15 protein-coding genes are annotated in these 19,253 nt (G+C 44.5%); 5 read left to right on the plus strand and 10 right to left on the minus strand.

What is annotated here, in order from left to right; all coding sequences use genetic code 11:
- Positions 1-45: 45 nt before the first annotated feature.
- On the minus strand, positions 46-1,278 hold the full coding sequence (locus VNM22_04855; GenBank protein HWP46470.1) for an SGNH/GDSL hydrolase family protein: 1,233 nt from the start codon (positions 1,276-1,278) through the stop codon (positions 46-48).
- Positions 1,238-3,892 carry a PA14 domain-containing protein gene (locus VNM22_04860; protein HWP46471.1) on the minus strand — a complete coding sequence of 885 codons (2,655 nt, stop codon included), beginning with the start codon at positions 3,890-3,892 and terminating at the stop codon, positions 1,238-1,240. Before VNM22_04860 ends, VNM22_04855 begins: the two co-directional genes overlap by 41 nt.
- A gap of 124 nt (positions 3,893-4,016) precedes the next feature.
- Between VNM22_04860 and VNM22_04865 the strand changes: the two genes are divergently transcribed.
- From VNM22_04865 to VNM22_04875, 3 genes are all read left to right on the plus strand, one after another.
- Positions 4,017-6,035: a glycosyltransferase gene (locus VNM22_04865; GenBank protein ID HWP46472.1), complete on the plus strand. Its 2,019-nt coding sequence runs from the start codon at positions 4,017-4,019 to the stop codon at positions 6,033-6,035.
- 18 nt (positions 6,036-6,053) lie between these two features.
- Positions 6,054-7,217, plus strand: coding sequence for a Zn-dependent alcohol dehydrogenase (locus VNM22_04870; GenBank protein ID HWP46473.1), 1,164 nt, complete (start codon positions 6,054-6,056; stop codon positions 7,215-7,217).
- 119 nt (positions 7,218-7,336) lie between these two features.
- Entirely contained in the window at positions 7,337-7,747 is a 411-nt protein-coding gene (locus tag VNM22_04875; GenBank protein ID HWP46474.1) for a polymer-forming cytoskeletal protein, read from the plus strand.
- Between the two features lies 1 nt (position 7,748).
- On the opposite strand, the gene VNM22_04880 is transcribed toward VNM22_04875, so the two are convergent.
- The 7 genes from VNM22_04880 to tgt all read right to left on the minus strand — a co-directional run bounded on the left by VNM22_04880 (position 7,749) and on the right by tgt (position 15,772).
- Complete coding sequence (locus VNM22_04880; GenBank protein ID HWP46475.1) at positions 7,749-8,792, minus strand: hypothetical protein; 1,044 nt, start codon at positions 8,790-8,792, stop codon at positions 7,749-7,751.
- Positions 8,793-8,841: 49 nt separating this feature from the next.
- Positions 8,842-9,615 (minus strand): hypothetical protein, encoded by a 774-nt coding sequence (locus tag VNM22_04885; GenBank protein ID HWP46476.1) that lies wholly within the window; start codon positions 9,613-9,615, stop codon positions 8,842-8,844.
- Between the two features lie 306 nt (positions 9,616-9,921).
- Positions 9,922-11,196: a cyclic nucleotide-binding domain-containing protein gene (locus tag VNM22_04890; protein ID HWP46477.1), complete on the minus strand. Its 1,275-nt coding sequence runs from the start codon at positions 11,194-11,196 to the stop codon at positions 9,922-9,924.
- A 94-nt stretch (positions 11,197-11,290) separates the two neighbouring features.
- Positions 11,291-12,412 (minus strand): protein translocase subunit SecF, encoded by a 1,122-nt coding sequence (secF, locus tag VNM22_04895; protein ID HWP46478.1) that lies wholly within the window; start codon positions 12,410-12,412, stop codon positions 11,291-11,293.
- A gap of 81 nt (positions 12,413-12,493) precedes the next feature.
- Positions 12,494-14,053 carry a protein translocase subunit SecD gene (secD, locus tag VNM22_04900; GenBank protein ID HWP46479.1) on the minus strand — a complete coding sequence of 520 codons (1,560 nt, stop codon included), beginning with the start codon at positions 14,051-14,053 and terminating at the stop codon, positions 12,494-12,496.
- Between the two features lie 127 nt (positions 14,054-14,180).
- Positions 14,181-14,543 carry a preprotein translocase subunit YajC gene (yajC, locus tag VNM22_04905; protein HWP46480.1) on the minus strand — a complete coding sequence of 121 codons (363 nt, stop codon included), beginning with the start codon at positions 14,541-14,543 and terminating at the stop codon, positions 14,181-14,183.
- 140 nt (positions 14,544-14,683) lie between these two features.
- On the minus strand, positions 14,684-15,772 hold the full coding sequence (gene tgt, locus VNM22_04910; GenBank protein ID HWP46481.1) for a tRNA guanosine(34) transglycosylase Tgt: 1,089 nt from the start codon (positions 15,770-15,772) through the stop codon (positions 14,684-14,686).
- A 784-nt stretch (positions 15,773-16,556) separates the two neighbouring features.
- Between tgt and VNM22_04915 the strand changes: the two genes are divergently transcribed.
- Positions 16,557-17,204, plus strand: a complete 648-nt coding sequence (locus tag VNM22_04915) for a LysM peptidoglycan-binding domain-containing protein (protein HWP46482.1) — start codon at positions 16,557-16,559, stop codon at positions 17,202-17,204.
- Positions 17,205-17,246: 42 nt separating this feature from the next.
- Positions 17,247-18,635, plus strand: coding sequence for an adenylate/guanylate cyclase domain-containing protein (locus tag VNM22_04920; protein ID HWP46483.1), 1,389 nt, complete (start codon positions 17,247-17,249; stop codon positions 18,633-18,635).
- Positions 18,636-18,936: 301 nt separating this feature from the next.
- Here VNM22_04920 and VNM22_04925 read toward each other — a convergent pair whose 3' ends face one another.
- The gene (locus VNM22_04925) at positions 18,937-19,230 is read right to left on the minus strand and encodes an acyl carrier protein (GenBank protein ID HWP46484.1); all 294 of its coding nucleotides are present in this window, start codon (positions 19,228-19,230) and stop codon (positions 18,937-18,939) included.
- Positions 19,231-19,253 lie beyond the last annotated feature (23 nt).

Raw genomic sequence — 19,253 nt, forward strand, 5'->3', positions numbered from 1 at the left:
AACCCTACCCTAGACTGATTTTTTCAGGACAGAATCCCAGTATATTTAGTTGGAGTTGTCAAGAGATTTTTGGACTACTTCCATCTCTTTCAGTTTCTTGTAAATAAACTCGGCTGCCAGTCGGTGACCTTCCACATTCCAGTGCCCATCAGAGGCGTAATGAAACTGTATGGGCCGATCGGCTTTTTTAAGATAATCCCGAAACAAGGGGGTCAGGGCAAGGAAAGGAATCGAATGCTCCTGACAGAAATCCTCCAGAATTTTATCGGGTTTGTCGATGTCCCAGTTTACGGAGGCATATCTCTTGAGCTGATCTGCAAAAGTACCATCGATAAAGGAATCCCGGTTAGTCAAGGAAACAAGCAAAAACCCGGCGTGATGGTCCCCGGCTTCTTTCTTGATTTTTAAGATCAATTTCTGGGTAATATCCCAGGCTTCCCGCCACTCCGGCGTAAGTCTGGGATTATAAAGACCCCAGAAATCCCTCTCGGTATGCTGAGGCAAAAACCATCTGCGAAGCCCGGGAGCAGTACGGATTTTTTGTAAAATAAATCGGTAAGTATAAAGATTCTCCCAGAAGGGAATGCGGATTGCCCGGGGTGGAATGAGTTTCAGGTCGCCATTGCCATCTGGAATAAAGTAAGGACGATAGGCCCGTTCCCATTCGGTTCCTGCCATGGATTTTTCCAGCTTTAAGGAATTATTTAAAACATCATTTAAGGATAAAAAAGCCAGAATAACAAGATCCGGTTGATAACGGAGTCCATATTCTTTAAGAAGTAGATATTCCTGACCGGTCCCGTAGGCCGCTACGCCTAAATTTAACACTTCAAATTTTTTCTTAGAGGGATTATCCTTGACCATGTCTCCATTCAAAAGGGTTTCCAGTATCTTGGCAAACGTCTGCTCCAACGGAACTTGAAGCCCTTCCGTCATGGAATCTCCCAGTACAATAATTCTAAAAACCCCCTCCGGTTTCTCCAAAGAATATTCCAGATCCCGAAACCCGGCGGAGTTGATTCGGATCAGGTTGGAAAATTCCTGATTTTCCCACCGACCTTCTTTATTGGGAATCAAAGACCAGCCTAAAGAAGGATGGGGTTGCCAGAAGCTGGTCGGAGGTCGTTCATGGGGAGGCAGGGATACCAACAGCCGCAGGCCCACTTCCAAAAATAAAAAGCAGAGAAAAAGAACCCCGGTTAATAAAAAAAGATTCTGTAAAATGGACTTCAAGTTCCTATAAAGGGCTCCCTTCATGGGAAGGTTTCGTGTCTTCATACCTGATAAATCGGATACGCTTAAAATTTACCCCCAACTTCCTCATCTCCCCATAAATGTTTGGGGATATCCCATAAGCATACGTGAACTTAATTTTATTAAGGGCTTTTACCTTTTCCGCCGGGAAGACCACTTCATAATCCTTGTAAACGGGAGAATCTAAAACTACGGTATCGACTCGACTCCCATTAAGATAAATCTCCAGGGTTTGTACTTTATTAGAAATTCTAAACGGAAAAGCCGTTATCAAGACTTTGTAAGGTCTATTTTCTTGAAGGGGAACGATCAATTCAGATTCCATTCCATCGGACCACCGGGACCGGTTATCCTCCTTACCTTCCGGGCCGGAAAACCCGTTTAACAAGTAAATCGAAGCGCTTTTATCACCCAAAACGATCTCTTCCACTGTAACGGGATTTAAGCTTAAATAAGTTATTTTGTCAACTGTTACATAGTGTTTAAAGAATTTTCCATCGGGTAACCGAACAGGCCCTTCTGGATCCACCCGATCTATGAGAATTTTATCTTTTAATGAATAAAAAGGTTCAAAATCAGAGATTGTATCTCCCACCACACAGATATTCTTTAAATTTAGGACATTTCTGGTATTGGAAAGGGATCGATCCAGATCTCCTTCGAATACCGTCGCTTTCATTTTACCCAATCCACCTAGCACATACACATAGGAATTCAGGTAGGTTCCGATCACGGCTTCACAGCCGGAGTTACTAAGTACTTCTCCAGATTGAAAGGTTAAAGAAGTCGATAAGAACATCTCTTCTTTTCTCTCTTTCAGGAGATGGTTGCCTTTTCCCAGGGTCGTAAACAAGGCCAGAAGTATACCTGTGGTACATAGACTAAATAGAATTTTTCTCTGGCCGATTAAAAAAATTCTCCAGACGGCCAATATGCTCACCGAGGAAGCCAGAAAAAGTAACTGGATCCCGGTTACAAAATACCGGGGATGGGCCAGGTTGGCATAAAACCATCCGTTAAAGAGGGGGATGATCAGACCGGAGACCCCCAGGATCAGCAGGCTCAACCAAAGGAAAAAATAAAAAATAGAAATCGCATCGTTTATCCTGTACCGAAACCAGATATAAAACCAGAGTAAAAAAAAGAACATATGGAGAATCCCAATACTTAGCCATACAGAAAGTGGAAGAAAATGATAGAGATTATAAACGGCTTCTCCCAAATAAGGTCGCACCTGATTCCAGGTCGCAAAACCCAGATACTCGGCATGATAGGGCGAAAGGTTTTTGAGGAGTGATACCCCTCCCAAAGAAATACCCCCATTCCACCAATACCACATCCTGATCTTCTTATTTACAAAGAAATCTACCATGGTAAAGGCTACAGCCAATATGGCCAGAAATAGTATCGTCAGATCGTTTATCCAGGATGCCAGAGCAGAAAAAACCATCAGAGGAAGAAATCCTTTAGAAGAATGGATAAACTTTCTTAAAGCCAGGAGGATGGTCATACTTAGCAGAAACAAATACTCCGGGGCGAAAGCAATATCCAGGGTGGCATACTCCAGGGTATGGATATCTGGAATGGGGATAAAGGTAGGAATCAAAAAGATAAAACCCAGAGGCAGGAAAAAGAACTTCCATTTTCGGCCGGGATCCTCTAAGAAGAGGGGAACGGAAAAGCCAAGGGTAATAGAAAATGCCAGTAATAATGTGATAAAGGGAAGCAGACCGGTCGTACCCAAAAGCCCGAAATAAATTTTTGCCAACCAACAGATAAGATTTCCTCTTCTGGCCTGGCCCCAGTAGTAAATATTCTCAGCCAGAGGCGTATTTTCCACGATCATATTCAGTACAATGGCCGAATCTGAGTTAAAATAAACGGCTTTGGTGGGGTCTACAAAAGGGTAGATAAGAAAGGTAGTTATTATCACCGGAAGCGAAGACAAAAGATAATATTTCCAGGGTTGTTGGGGCCATAGGGTACCCTGTAAAGACCTTTTGAACAGGTAAAGTCCTGAGAAAGAACCGAGGATCCCCAACCAGGTCCACTTAAGGAACTCCTTACCTCGATGAAATCCCTGTCGAAGTTTATAATCCCGGTTGTTGAAAGGATAGGGCGATAAAACGGAAGAAGGGATTTTTTCCAGGGGCTGATCTCCCAAAGCCCAGAACACATCCATACGATAGAAACCCCCGGCCTGAAAATACCTTATGTGGATGGGATAAACCCCGGGCTCCAGATTAATCTGACCTTTAACTTCTTTTAATCCATGGAGGCCCCCATTATCTACAACCCGCCGGTTATTCACAAAAAGATCGGACCCATCATCCGAAGCAGTCATAAAGGTGTAAGACCCGGGTTTCTCTATCCAGATGAACCCCTTCCACTCAACACTGAATTTATTTTCTGAAAACGCCCTACGACGCTTGTTTAGCACAGCCGTGGAAATCTCAGAGTCTACGGTTATCAATTGAGGCTCCCCCTGCCAATTTGGATTTGCATAGTATTTACCCTCTAATCCAGAAGGGATTGCAAGATAGTAGGCCAGCAGATAGACCGTCCAGGATATAAGAAACAGGCCTGTGAGATAGAGAGTTTGCAGCTTTTTTAAGGGTATTTTCTTTAAGATTAACATAACTGCCACAATAAATCCTTCTTGACATGCCATCTAAAATATATTAGATACTTGAAGAACGTCCAGTAAACTTTTCAGGAAAACGAAAAACAAAGAAGGTTTTTAGATAAAAAAGCGCAATTTCATGGAATCCAGAATATCTTCCCAGGAAAGACCTCGAATTCTTATCATATCCAGTGCCATTATTGACCAACAGATGTCCGGTCCGGCCATTCGGTGTTTTGAATTTGCCAATGTCCTCAGCAAATCTTTCCAGGTAAGCCTAGTTACTCCTTCGGCCGGTAACCTGTCTTCAGAGCGGTTCCAGATTTTGACCTGTGAGCGCCATGAGGAAGATAAAATGCAAAAAATCGTGGAACACCACGATGTGATTCTCATCCAGGGGCAGGTTCTCGAATTTTTTCCTTTCTTGAAGGAGACTGAAAAAGTTTTAGTGGTGGATCTGTATTGTCCCTTTATTTTAGAGGAACTTGAGAAACAGCGAAGACTTTGGAGCAATGCTGCAACCGGTTCCCTCCAGGCCCTTGAAGAGCAACAAAGGATTCATGAGACTATTTCCAGAATTGTTCGGGATCAACTTTTGGCAGGGGATTATTTTCTTTGTGCCCATGAGCGGCAGAGGGATTTCTGGTTAGGGATGCTCTGCGGGCTGAATCGGGTGAATCCTTACACCTATCATCAAGATCCCTCTGCACGCCGTCTTCTCGATCTGGTTCCCTTCGGGATACCTTCTGAAAAACCCATACACTCCCGGCAAGTCTTAAAGGGGGTCTATAAAGGCATTACCGAGCAGGATAAGGTCTTGATATGGGGAGGGAGTATTCTGAACTGGCTGGATACCCTCACCTTGATTAAAGCCATGGATCGGATATCCCAGATGAGAAAGGACGTAAAGCTGTTCTTTATGGGTACTGAACATCCCGACCAAATTCGAGAGAAGATGCTGGCCGATACCCTTAGCTTAAGCAAAAAGTTGGGTCTTACGGACAGAACGGTCTTTTTCCATACCTGGGTCCCTTATACCGAGCGGCAAAACTATTTTTTAGAAGCCGATATAGGCTTGAGTACCCATTTTTCCCATCTGGAAACCCGGTTTTCGTTTCGGACGCGTATTCTGGATTACCTGTGGACGGGTCTTCCTATCATCGCAACCCGGGGGGATTACTTTAGTGAGTTGATTCAAACCCATCGCCTAGGCCTGACCGTCGAAGCAGAAAATGTAGAGGATTTAACCGCCGCTATCCTTAAGCTTGTGGAGGATCAGGACCTTCGCCAAAATTGCTCGGAAAATATCAAAGCCGTGGCACCCCGGTTTACCTGGGACGTTGTGACACAACCTCTGGTAGATTTTTGCCAGAACCCCGCCAAGGCAGCCGATAAGTGGCGTTGGAAGGCAGAACAAAACCTGGGAATTTTCTCCCTTGAACAATCTGCAGGATTACCCATAACTCCCTGGAAGAGGGCTACCCTGACTTCCAGAAGCCATTTAGATAAACTCTACGAGCAAATCATAACCAACCTTCGGGCTCAAAAAGCCGAAAAAATTGCCCTGCTGGAGCGAATTGCCGATCTCGAAGATAGGTCAAGGATGCCTTCAGGGAGTCCAGGTAAGTTTAAGGTTGGATCCTACCTGGTCTGGGCTACGAAGGGTGGGAATCACGTCCTGGGGCTGTTTAAAAACCTTCGGGCAGAGCGACGACGAAAAAAATTGAAGCTAAGCCAGTATCCTTCCTGCGAAATCCAGGGAGCAGATACGGTGGGGGAAAGTTTTATCGCTGTAAAGGATAACCTTTATCGGATCGATATTAAATTTGCCACCTATCTACGTCAGGTTCGCCATGATCTCCTCTTTCATCTCAAAGAAGACCGTAACGCCAAACAAGATCTCGCCTGTCTGAAAATCCCTACCTCTCAACTTCGGGATAATGCTTTTTATTCCTTTATTTTTCCTCAACAGATTCTCTCAGAGCGGAGATCCTATTATTTTTATTTAGAATCCCCGGATTCGGTCAAAGGGGACGCGGTTTCCGTTTGGTGTACCGAAGAAGCTCCTCCCGATCAGTTTCACTGTCAACCCATCCAACGCTATGAGCGGGGCTGGAAAGTTGGAGATCACATTGTTTTTAGGGTTTATTATGTATAGTCCGCGGTCTGTTGTCCGATGCCTTCAAGTTCCGAACAACGGACAACGAACAACGGGCAACCTCTAACCAAAATGAAAGCAGCGGTTTTATACGAGTTAAATCAACCCGTTGTTGTGGAAGAATTAGAACTTGAAAAACCTAAAGAACGGGAAGTACTGGTTAAAATGGTAGCCAGTGGAGTCTGTCATAGTGATCTCTCTGTAACCAATGGTACGATTCCCTTACCTCTGCCTATTGTGTTGGGACATGAGGGAGCCGGCATTGTAGAAGAAGTAGGACCTGGAGTGACCGCTGTAAAACCAGGAGATCATGTCATTCTCTCCTGGGTACCGAATTGCGGTCGATGTTCTTTTTGTGCGACAGGAAAATCCTATCTTTGCGAAGCCAGAGCGTTGACCCGAGGAGGGACCATGCTGGATGGAACCCGGCGGATCCATAAGGGGACGAAGGAATACAATCATATGTTGGGGGTTTCAACCATGGCAACCCATACCGTTGTCCCTGAGATCAGCCTGGTGCGTATTGATCCGGATATTCCCTTAAGGGAAGCCGCCCTGATCGGTTGTGGCGTCATGACGGGAGTTGGGGCGGTGATCAATACTGCCAGAGTGGAACCCGGCAGTCGCGTGGCGGTATTCGGAGCCGGAGGAGTCGGACTTAATGTAATCCAGGGGGCTGTTCTGGCCAGTGCAGAAACCATTATCGCGGTAGACCTCCTGGATCGTAAGCTGCAATTCGCCAAACAATTCGGAGCTACCCATCTTATCAATGCTTCCAGGGAAGATCCCGTCCAGAAGATTAAAGATCTTACCGGGGGAGGTGTCGACTACGCCTTTGAAGCCATTGGACATGGAACCGTTATCACACAGGCTTACCAGGCTACCCGTCGCGGTGGAACTACGGTCGTTATTGGCGTGGCCGCTCCAGGAGTCCAGGCTTCGATACCGGCCAATACGCTGGTCCTTGAAGAAAAAACCCTTAAGGGTTCTTATTACGGCTCGGCTCGGGTTCAGGTCGATATTCCCAGGTTGGTTCGCCTTTATAAGTCAGGCCGGTTGAAATTAGGAGAGTTGATCAGTAACACCTATCCTTTAGAAGAGATCAATAAAGCCTTTGAAGATCTACAAAAAGGTGAGAATGCACGGGGCGTCCTGGTTCATTCCCAGGCAATTGACAATTAGCAATCAACCCATTCACAGTCAGCAATTAACAATTGACAATTAGCAATTAATAAACCTTAAGGGGTTAGTTCTCCGTTGTTAATTGTTTATTGTTCATTGTTCCATTGTTAATTGAAACTATGTCGGTGATAGATCAAGGTTTGGTTATAAATGGAGATATTTACGGAGATGAGGATTTACGGGTCAAAGGACATATTAAAGGAACAATTTTTCTCAAAAACGGAGGGATTTATATTGAAGAATCCGGGAAGGTAGAAGGAGATATTCTGGCGGTTCATATTTCCATTATGGGTCATTTCCAGGGTAAAGCCATTGCTTTGGAAAAGCTAAAATTATCCTCCACTGCCCGAGTTGAAGGTGAACTCCAGGGAGCTCTGGTAGAGATTGAAGAAGGGGCTTTTTTCAAAGGTCAGTTGAATATCAAACAGATAGATCCGGTTGAGGCAGAAATAAAGGATTTTAAATCCCTCTCCGAAGAAGATTATGAGAGATTACGCCAGTGGCGGGTCCGAAATAAGATTACCGTATAGGTCAGGAAACGGAACTTCGAAGTTGCTTGATATGTTCCAGGGTTGCACGGCATCGGGCCAGGACAAGAGGATATTCTTCCCGGAGGGTCCTTATAACCCCCTCCAGGATATATTGATCTGCTTTGAGATCTAAGCCTTGAATATCCTCTTTCCTGTGAACACGTTCATACTGACGGATCAGTTGCTCGGCTGTGCTGATGATAATGGCTGTATGGAGTTTTTCGGTTATTTGATTTAGATCAAAGGGAAAATTCTTGGCGTAATTCTCTAACTTTTCCTGGATGACTTGCTGATACTCCTCGTAAATCTCTATGGCGTTCTCCTCGCAGTAGGTCTTGAACAATTCGGGATCTTCCCCGGAGACCAGGATGATCTCTAAATCCTCTAACAGCAGCTTGTAAAACTGAAGTTGTTCCTTAAAAAAGGACCTGCCGATTTCCTCGGTGGATAGCCCCCAAAGTTGGGAACAGACATCCTGAGCCAGCTTGATTCGACCCTGGATGGCTTCCTGATCTTTAGCCAGTTTAGCACCAAAAAGAACCACCGAACTTGGGTCGTTTTTCCCCTGACTGAGCAGGTGCTCCGACCAACCTGCCACTTCAATAACCATGGTCAGAAAGGGAGTCTCTTCGATCTGATTTAAAAATCCGGTTTTAAGGAATCTATGGACCTTTAAAGAAAGGGAGATAAACTGCTGGATCCGGTCCTGGGGCTTGTTCTCAGAAAGGAATCGTTCTAAAATCCACTGGGCTTTGTCTACCAAAGGAACCGGACTGAGCCCATCTAAAACCTCTGTAAGATCCTGCTGAAGAGAAATAACCTGGCTTTCGAGCTTTTTTAATTCAGCCTTACCCGGATTAAATCGGGGCTTTAGCAGGGCTTTTCGATAAAATTCATCCAGAATGGGTAAGAGTTTTTCTATTTTATACTCCACTTCAGTATAAGCCGGATCGGTAAGATTTGGATCCAATAACTGCAGGGAAACCTTAAGACCGTCTATACACTGTTCCAACTGGCTTACAATATCATCCTCTTGAACCAGCATAATTCTGGATGTGGGTTATTTGGCTTTAACTATATCCCTTTACAAGGAATTATTTCATCTCGAAAGCTGTATCAATCTGATTTAAAACGTTCTCTAATTTTGAGATTACAGAATCCTCCCCTTGATTTACCCTGGCCATTACCGTATCAAGATTCTGAATTACCTGTTCTTTATCTGGGAGATGAGATTGGACAGCCATGGATTTGATTCTCTGAAGGTGAGATTGAAGAGTTTTATAGGAAGTACCGGTATAAATATCCCATTTAGCCTGTAAGAGAGCACTTTTAAGCTGTTCTGTACGCAGATCTGTAGCAATTTGATCCAGTTGGGTTTGTATTCGGGCAAGTTGATTCCGAACCCCCTCGAGACGGTTGGACACCTCATTTAAAGAATTAAGCCGGGGTTGAAGGGTATTCAGTTGTTGGGTTGTTTCTCGGTAAGCTGTGTTAAGATGGGTTAAATTTTCATTGACTTTGGCCAGGTCTTCTTCGATAACCTTACGAAAGGTATTTAAGTCGGTTAGATTTTCTTCTAATTGATGGATGTTGGCGGGAATGGCAGTTTCGGTAGTTCCGGGTTCGGATTTCCCTTTACCGGTTGGATAGACGACCACGTAGAAGGCAAACAGAAGAGCAACAAACGAAAGAGCCAGTGAGAGATAACTTGCAGATTCTGAAAAACTATCTCCGCGATAGATCGGAGAACCGTCTGGTGTATCGGGGGGGGATATAAAATCCTTTTTTACCTGACTTTTTTGCATATTCTCTAAGGCTTCCAGTTCTGCAAGTCCACGTTTCTTCATCATTTCGATCTCTTTTTCCATCCTGTAATCCTCCCTTCCTTTGCAAGTGATAGAAAAACCTAACTCCAGATAAAACCATGAACAGAATTTGAATAAAAACTACCCGGCAGAAAGAGAAACCCCTGGGGGATTTTTCACCCTCATACAATTTAACCGGTTCCTAGAAATCAGCAAGAAGAATTTAACTTGATGGAAGATAAATAGTCTTTTGAATCATCCAGAGAGTGAAATACTGCCGGTTCTCTCCGGTGAAAGGAAGATTTGCTTTACGACAAGATCAGAATCATATCGGGTCCTAATAAGGCTATGATTGTTTTAACCGGGTTTTTAGAGAATCGACTTAAGGGATTCCAGCGTTTTACGAACTCTCCATTGGTGATACTTTTCCATCACAAATCGAATACGGGGATATTGTTTAACAATATCGGCCAGAGCTGTCTGAGACAGTTTTAGGAGCTCTGTATTATCGGCGATGGCGGTTGCTGTAGCCGAACGGGGTTCCCGGGTAAGGAGTGCAGACTCCCCAAAGAAATCTCCTTTTTCCAGGGTAGAGAGATAAAGTTCTTTTTGATCCTTTGCAGCTTTCTTAATCACACTCACCTCATCGTCTTCCATGAGGGTGGTATAAATTCCCACACGACCCGATTTAACGATATAGAGAGAATCTCCGGGAGTGCCTTCTTTAAAGATAATAGCGCCTTGGGGGAAGGTCTCTAAGGTTAAATGCTTTGCAATGGATAAACGCTCTTCCGGTTTCAAATCGCTAAACAGCGGGACTAAGGCCAGGGTTAACTTAAGTTCTCGGCTATTATAAACCTCTTCCAGTACCATCCGGGTTTTCGGAAATTTTATAAGCAAAGGTTTTAAGATAGCTTCCGAGATCTCCAGGACTTTACAGGGAGTTTCTGCGATCATGGTGGTCTGCCGACTGGTTTGGGCCAGAAGGGATAATTCTCCAAAAAAATCTCCTGGACCCAGAGGCTCTAAAGCCACAGAGGCCCCTTCTTTATTCTTTACGCTGGTTTTAACCTTCCCCTCTAAAATAATAAAAAGTGAGGCCCTCTTCTCTCCTTCCGGGGGGATCACCTGGTTAGTGTTAAATTCCCTGAGAGTTGCCATTTTTTTAAGAAAAGTAAGATCTGAGGGATCGATATGGGATAAGAGAGAAATTTTTTCCAGGGGATAAGAAAACCCTCCCTCTTTGGAAACTTCTGTCTGGGGGGATTGCCCTGACCTGGAAATCGCCTTTTCGGGAAATCCCGTGTCTTCAAGAGGCTCAGCCCTTACTCCCCTCTGGAAATAGAGATTTGCCAACCGCTCATGGGCTTCTTTTCTGGATGGATCAAGCCTTACGATAATCTTATTAACGGCAATCGCCTTGACCAGATGACCTTCTTCTGCATACCGGATGGCCGCTTCGGTATAAGCCTTGATGGCCGCTTCCTTATCCCCCGTTTTAGCATAAGCATCTCCCAATTTGAGCTGTACATCAATATTTTTAGGATTCTTCTCCAGGAGCTTTTTGTATTCCTCAATCTGAGAAGAGGTATCTTTTTCCTTTGAAACCAGTTTCTTAAGATCTCCTAAACCCTTAGGAAGCATAACTCGATCCTCAATCTCAAACCCTAAACTTGACTGGAAGGTAGTCGAAGCGGGAAGGTGGAAGAGGTAGTTTCTACCTTCTATCTTTCTTTATTTAGTGCTTAGGGCTATAACTTTTCTTTTTAGAGATATTTTGCCAGACTACTAAAATAGGGCTTGCTACAAATATAGACGAATAGGTTCCCGTGACAACTCCAACTAGCATTGCAAAAGCAAAGCCATTGATGACTTCTCCCCCTCGAAGATACAGAATAAGGGTAACGATAAAGACCGTAAAAGCCGTTAAAATGGTTCGACTGAGGGTTTGATTAATACTCATATTGACAATTTCTTCAAAGGGCTTACTTCGATAGTAAAGTCGAAGATTTTCTCGGATTCGGTCAAAAACAACGATGGTATCATTGACCGAATATCCAATGAGGGTTAAAATAGCGGCTACAACAGGTAGTGTAACTTCTCGATTGGTAATAGAAAACATACCGATCGTCACAATCACATCGTGGATCAGCGCGATAATAGCTGCAAAAGCGAATCGAAGATCTAAAATGATACAGACCACCAAAACTGCCACCAGGGCAACCGAAGTCAAAAGTGGAATATACATCCACTCCAGGGAAGATAAAGCGATGGTCAACAGAGCGATTCCGGTGATAACGGCTATGGAAGTGACTGACTCGTAATCAAACCGCCAGCCTAAATAGAGGACCATTCCGGCAATGGCAAATAAAAGGGCTAATTGAGCCTGGCGGGTCAATTCTCCTCCTACCTGAGGTCCTACACTCTCGATGCGTCTAACTTCAAAGGGATTATCCCCCAATTTATTTTTAAGGCCCTCTACGACCTTACTCCCCACATTTTCTCCTGAAGCGCTTTGCTCTACACGGATGAGAATATCTCTATCACTTCCAAACTGCTGAATAATACTATCTCCCAGACCAACCGTTTGAAGGGTCTCTCGAATCTGATCGATTTGAACTGGTTTTTCAAAACGTACCTCGACCAGAGCTCCACCCTTGAAATCGATCCCTAAATCAAATCCACCTTTTATGATTACCGAACCGAGGCCCACAACGGCAGTAACAAGGGAAACAATAAAGGCTATTTTCCTTTTGCCGACAAAATCATAATTAATTCGTTTAAAAAGATACGAACTATAAACCTTTTGAGACTTACCCTTAACTGGGGTCTTTTCGACTTTTTCTGCTTTTGGTTGCATTTTTTTTAGTCCATGGTTGCCGTCCGTTGCCGTTCGTTAATAATCCACGGATAATGGGCAACGGGCAACGGACCGATGACATTAAATACTCAGCGTCTTAACATTCCTCCCTGCCAGCATAAGATCGAACATCATCTTCGTCACGGTAATAGCAGTAAATAGGGTTGTCAAAATTCCGATACTAAGGGTTACTGCAAATCCTTTAACGGGACCTGTACCAAATTGAAAAAGGATAATTCCTGAAAGGAGGGTGGTTAAATTGGCATCGATAATGGTAACGAAAGCTCTGGAGAAACCATTCTCAACGGCAGAGCGGACGGTTTTGCCCAGATCCAGTTCCTCACGGATTCGTTCAAAAATCAGAATGTTTGCATCCACCGCCATTCCAATGGTTAAGGCAATTCCTGCAATACCGGGTAACGTCAATGTTGCCCCAAAACCGGCCAGGGCTCCCACAAGCAGAAGAATATTAATCGCAAGGGCGATATTGGCAATCAGGCCGGATAACTTATAATAGGCAATCATAAAAATAACGACCAAAGCTGCTCCCATAAGGGAAGCCTGAATACCTAAACGGATAGAATCCTGTCCTAGAGAAGGTCCTACTGTACGATCTTCCAGGATCTTAACCGGCGCCGGTAAGGCACCGGCTCGAAGAACAATGGCCAGATCCGAGGCCTCTTCGACCGTGAAATTCCCGGTGATCTGCCCTTTATCCGTAATCTTGGAGCGAATCACAGGGGCTGATTGAACTTTGTTGTCCAGCACAATAGCCAACTGCTTATCGATATTGGCTTCGGTCAACTCCCCAAATTTTCGAGAACCTTCCCGGCCGAATTCAAAGCTTACAGCCGGCATATTATATTCATCCCGACTGGTCCGGGCATCTTTCAGATCGGCCCCGGTGACCTTCGCTTCTTTTTCTAGCAAATAGTACCGGCTAACTTTCCCCTCACCGGTTTTACCGGAAGAAGCCTGGGGAAGTATCTCCGTACCCTCCGGAATCTTTCCCCCATATCGCTGGAGGAGTTCTTCCTGGCTTGCAGCCACATCTCTAACCAGTTGAAACCGAAGCTCTGCGGTTTTCCCTACCAACTCCTTTGCACGTTCCGGATCATTGATTCCTGCCAGCTCTACAATAATTCGGTTTTCCCCCTCCCGTTGAATAATAGGTTCCCGAACCCCAAACTGATCCACCCGATTCCGGATAGTTCTCAGGGCCTGTTGCAGAGCATTCTCCTTAATATTCTGAATGGCTTTACTCTCCAATCCAAGGACAAGTCTGGTATTATCCGAAGGGGGAGGTTTCCTCTCAAAGTTGGGAAGATTGTCCCGAACTATCTTCATAACCCCGGATTCAGATTGGGGATCTACCAGTTGCAAGGTCAGGCTATGATCCGGGTTAACCGACAAAAGCTGATATTTAATTTTGTTTTTATTTAATTCTTTTTCTAAAAAATCTTTGGCCCTGATCACTTCATTCTGCACCGCTTTATCCGTTTCAACTTCCAGAGCCAGGTGAATGCCACCCTGTAAGTCCAGACCCAGGTTTAGTTTCTCCCGGGGTGGATAAATAGCCCATCCTGCTGCTATCAGTAAAAGAATAGTAAGACCTAATCGCCACTTTAAATCGCTTTTCAAGGAACTCTTTTATAAAGAGTATGGGAGTATGGAAGTATGGAAGTATGGGAGTATGAGAAAATTTACCCCCATACCCCCATACTCCCACACTCCTATACTCCCATACTCCCTATAGACTCCCCATGTCTCATTCAGAAGTAGACCCTTCTCCGTTATTGCTGGCCTCGTTCTGGAACCCAGCTATGGCGTTGCGGGAAACCTTCACCTTCACTTGGTCAGCAATCCTGAGTTGTACATAGGAATCATTCAACCCGACAATGGTCCCATACAGCCCACCGGTTGTAATCACCTTATCCCCCTTTTTGAGATTGGCAAGCATGTCCCTGATCTCTTTCTGGCGCTTTTGCTGGGGTCTGATTAGCAGAAAGTAGAAAATTACGAACATGATGATCAGGGGAGTAAAGGAAAGTAAACCTTCTATGGGACTCCCTCCAGGTGCCGGAGCACCTGCCAATAATTTGGCTATATCCGATAATCCTATAAGTTGCACAGCCTTTTGTCCGTCATCTGTTACCCGTTGTCTGTGGGCATAGGGTTGATGGCACTTTTTTACGGTTTAACTTTTTAAAATTGAAGAGAAAGGATTCTCCACCCGGAACAACGGACAATAGACAACGAACAATTGACCTGTTATTGGAATTGAGCCTTAAATTCGACAAACCTATCCTGATTAATAGATTCTCTGATCTTTCTCATGAAGTCAAGATAAAAATATAAATTATGTAGAGTATTCAAAACCGCAGCCAGGATCTCACCTGCCATAAATAAATGCCGCAGGTAAGCTTTACTAAAATTCTGGCAGGTGTAACAGCCACACTCAGGATCCAAAGGACTTGGGTCTTTAGCATACTGAGCATTTTTGATAATTATCCTTCCCCGGCTGGTAAAGAGAGATCCATTTCGTGCATGACGGGTCGGCATGACACAATCAAACATATCGATTCCCAAAGCAACACATTCCAAAAGATCCTCGGGGGTTCCCACTCCCATTAAATAACGAGGCTGGTCCGAAGGGAGAAGGGAAGTCGTAAAATCTACAATTTGATACATGGTTGATTTGGGCTCTCCCACACTTAATCCCCCCAAGGCATAACCCTCAAAACCTATCTCCAACAAACCCTTCACGCAAGCCTCGCGAAGATCTGGATACATCCCACCCTGAACAATTCCAAATAGCTGTTGATCTTTACGACGATGCCTTTCTTTACAACGCCGGGCCCATTTCAACGTCAACTCCATGGAGTGAAGGGCATAATCATAACTGGCCGGATAAGGTGTACATTCATCGAAGCACATGATGATATCCGCTCCCAAAGACTCCTGAATCTCAATGGATTTCTCCGGAGAGATCCGATGTTCACTTCCGTCTAAATGGGACCGAAAAATAACTTCCTCTTCGGTAATCTTTCGTAAATCAGATAAGCTATAGATCTGAAAACCGCCACTATCGGTAAGAATAGAGCGATCCCAGCCCATAAACCGATGAAGCCCGCCCTGCTCCTCAATAAGCTTATGTCCAGGTCTGAGATAAAGATGATAAGTATTGCTCAGGATAATCTCGGCGCCTATTTCTTTAAGGTTTTGAGGAGAAAGACCCTTAACACTGGCCTGGGTTCCCACGGGCATAAAAACAGGCGTGTGGACAAGCCCATGGGCTGTTGTTAACTGGCCTAAACGTGCCTTCGTTGAGGTGTCTGTTTTAATAACTCGAAAATTCACGGCAGTTTAGGTACTCAAGTTAGGGTGAGCTTTTTCAAAAGTCAAGACCTATTTTTTTTACCGAAGCATCAGGTTTATCGGAAGGAAGCTGGGAACCCAGTAAGGTCCATAAGGGGGGAAAGGAAGGAAGTGGGGACCGAGCTGACCCTCTCCCATCTATCAGCTCGATCCATCCACCTGGTTGGTCTGGAGATTAAGAAAACTCCCACTCCTTAACCTCTTCCACCAACAGGATGAGCAGCATAAGCTTTTATTATACATCCTGCCTATTTAATGATGCACACTTTATGCCATTTTATAAAATTCCAGGAAAACCGGTTGAGTTATCCTATCATTGGAATTCCCATTTCTAAAAGAAGGACCTTTAAACCCCGTCAGATCCCTGATCAAACCGATCTGGTATCCGATTAAAAAAATTGTAAAAATGTAACTTTACTTCCGACCCGATGAGAAATTTATACCCCCGGAGGGGTCTGTTTCTACCTGATTCGACCTGAGAGCTGAAGAATTTCAAAGGATCTTTGGGGGAGTAGATCCTCCCTCTCTATTTTTTGAGAATTAAGGGATCAAATCCAAAAATAGACCGTATATATGTTCTTAATAATTAAAGGGATAGAAAAATTCTCGTTGAGTAAGGGATCGGCACGAAAAAAGTTTCTTGACGTAAAGCCCAATTTGGCTTATATACTACCACATATTTTAGCAGAATATTTTAGCAGAGTATAAAGACATTACCTCAAGGCTTCGGATAAATCCGAACAATTCTATAAGGGAAGGGTTATTTATGATAAGGAACAATCTAAAAGAGTATATATCCCGTTCTCAAAGGGATAAAATAAAACCTATTGCAATGATAGTTGGTAGTCTTGTCATCATCGGTATATTGGCAGGTTCTATGTACTGGGCGGCCAGGTCGGATAGCAAGAAAGACCATGTCAGTGCAAAGGTTGAGACGACGAGTCCTGTCAAAACTAATAATCCGGAGATCAAACCAGATAGTAGAGAATCAAAGGCTGAGGTTAAAACCTCTGATGCCAATACCCAGACCCAGGCTCAAGAGATCAAAAGCTTAGAAGACGAGATTGCGCGACTCCGCAAGCAAAATGAAGAATTGTCCTTGAAGGTAAAGAACTTAGAAAAACAGCTTCGTGACACTGCAACTGCTACCAATCGGACTACCGTTACCAAACCTGAAGCCGTCGAAGAGAAAAAACTTGAAACCGCCAAATCTTCCGAAGAGAAAAAGCTGGCAAAATCCGTAGATAAATCCCGAGGGAAGGAAAATAAAATTTCCTATACGGTAAAAAAGGGGGATACCCTGTGGAGTATCGCCGATAAATACGGGGTCAGTGTCAATGCTATCAAAGAGTGGAATAATTTACGGGATGAAAAACTTGCGATAGGGGAAGAAATTACGGTTATAAAGCCTTAAAAACATCAAACGAGGGCGTTTGACCTACTAATACAGTCTTCCATGCAGGTATCTATAACTCTAAAGGCTAAGCTATGTCTGCTCATCCTGGGACTCCTTATCCTGACTATTTTGGGCGTTGGAATTTTATTCATTCTCTCGGAAAGAGATACTTTATATACCCTTATGAAGAACCAGGGGGAAGCACTGGTTACCGACCTGGCTCAAACCAGTGCCGAACCCCTCTTAAATGAAGATGACCTGATCCTCAATTCCCTGGTGAGGAATGCAAGCTCGAAAAGATCGGTTGAAGCCGCCTTTGTTGTGGATAACCAGGGTATCGTACGCGCCCATTCGGAGGCAGAGTTTATAGGAGTAAAATTTACACTTCCTGCCGGGCTTAAAGAGGCCTATGAAGCTCAGCATCAAATTATCGCCCAACCTTATACTACCCCTAAGGGGGTTCCTACGCTTTATTTTCTACGTCCTATATTTTACAACAATCTTCAGCTTGGTACGGCCCATTTGGAACTCTCCCAGGATGTTATAAATACGGCTGTCCGGGAGGCCATTCATAGAATTATAGGATTTTTAATCGGTGCAATTATTCTCGGAAGTATCGCTTCCCTGGGCCTGGCTTCCTGGATCTTAACTCCCATCTATGATCTTATAGAAGGAACCAAAGCCATAGCCGGGGGAAACTATCAATACCGATTACCGGTTAAATCCCAGGATGAGATCGGTACGCTGACCCAGGCTTTCAATTCCATGGCCCAGACCCTTCAGCATAAGGAGCGGGTAGAACGGGCGTTTGGTAAATATGTATCCGGCCAGATTGCAGAATGGATCCTTAAAAATCCCCAGATCTATGTGGGAGGTATCCGGCAAGAAGTGACCGTTCTGTTTGCGAGTATTCGAGGATTTACATCCCTGGCCGAAACCATTCCGCCGGAACAAGTGGTCGAATTGTTAAATCGATATCTAACGGTCATGACCCGGGTCATCTTTGATTTTAATGGACTTCTGGATAAATTTATGGGAGATGCCATCATGGCCGTCTTTGGAGCTCCCGTGTTGAGGCAAGAAAATCACGCCGAGATGGCCGTTAGAGCAGCCCTTAAAATCCAGGAAGAAATTCAAAAGTTAGGTGATCAGCTTCAACGGGAAGGAAAAAAATATGTTGGCGTTGGAATCGGGATCAATTCCGGAGAAGTCGTCTCGGGTAACATGGGATCCCTGGAGCGATTAGAATATACAGTCCTGGGGGATAATGTTCATATTGCTTCCCGACTTGAGTCTGTCGCCGGTAGCGGCCAAATTCTTATTACCGAGGCCGTCTATCAAAAAGTTAAAAACCTGATCGATGTGGATCCATTACCCCCCATGCCCATCAAAGGACGAACGAAACCACTCCTCAGTTATGAGGTAAAAAAACTGAAAAACAACACATAACAGACGGCAATCCTATCCCAGCAGGTAGTAAAAAGAAACCACCCGGTAAGATCGGTCTCAGATTGAACTATTTTCCTTAAAGCCGTAGCCCTCTCCGGCTCACCCTGGATGGGGAAGTACAATTTTGGCCACCGGCTCTCCAGGGAATTCGTAACTCAACAGATAAGGCGTCATTCCTGGCGAAGCCAGCTCCCGTTGATGGATGGCTTCACCACGGAGTTTATTTTGAGCCCTTCGATAAACTCAAGACAAACTTTACCGAAGGATTCTTTGCCATAACAGACTACTTTATAAGTCCAGATTACGTCCGATTTTTTTCTACAAATTTGGCTAAAGAATTGATGCTGGCAAATGCCTTCATACCGGTTTCCATATCGGTAATGGAAACCCCAAATTCAGTCTCCAGAGCAACCACAACTTCCAAAGCTGCCATAGAATCGACCCCAAGCTTTGTCAGGGGAGTATCATCCCCAATTTCATGGGGGGTTAGATTAAGACCGGTCGCCTGAATCAGAATCTCTTTAAGTCTTTTTTTCAAAGCTGCGTCGGCCACACTCCGTCGGGTAGGGAACAACACGTAGCAAATAGTACTCATCCATTCTTCGCCACATGCCGTCT

It is taken from the genome of Candidatus Limnocylindrales bacterium (assembly GCA_035559535.1).
Lineage (GTDB): Bacteria > Moduliflexota > Moduliflexia > Moduliflexales > JAUQPW01 > JAUQPW01.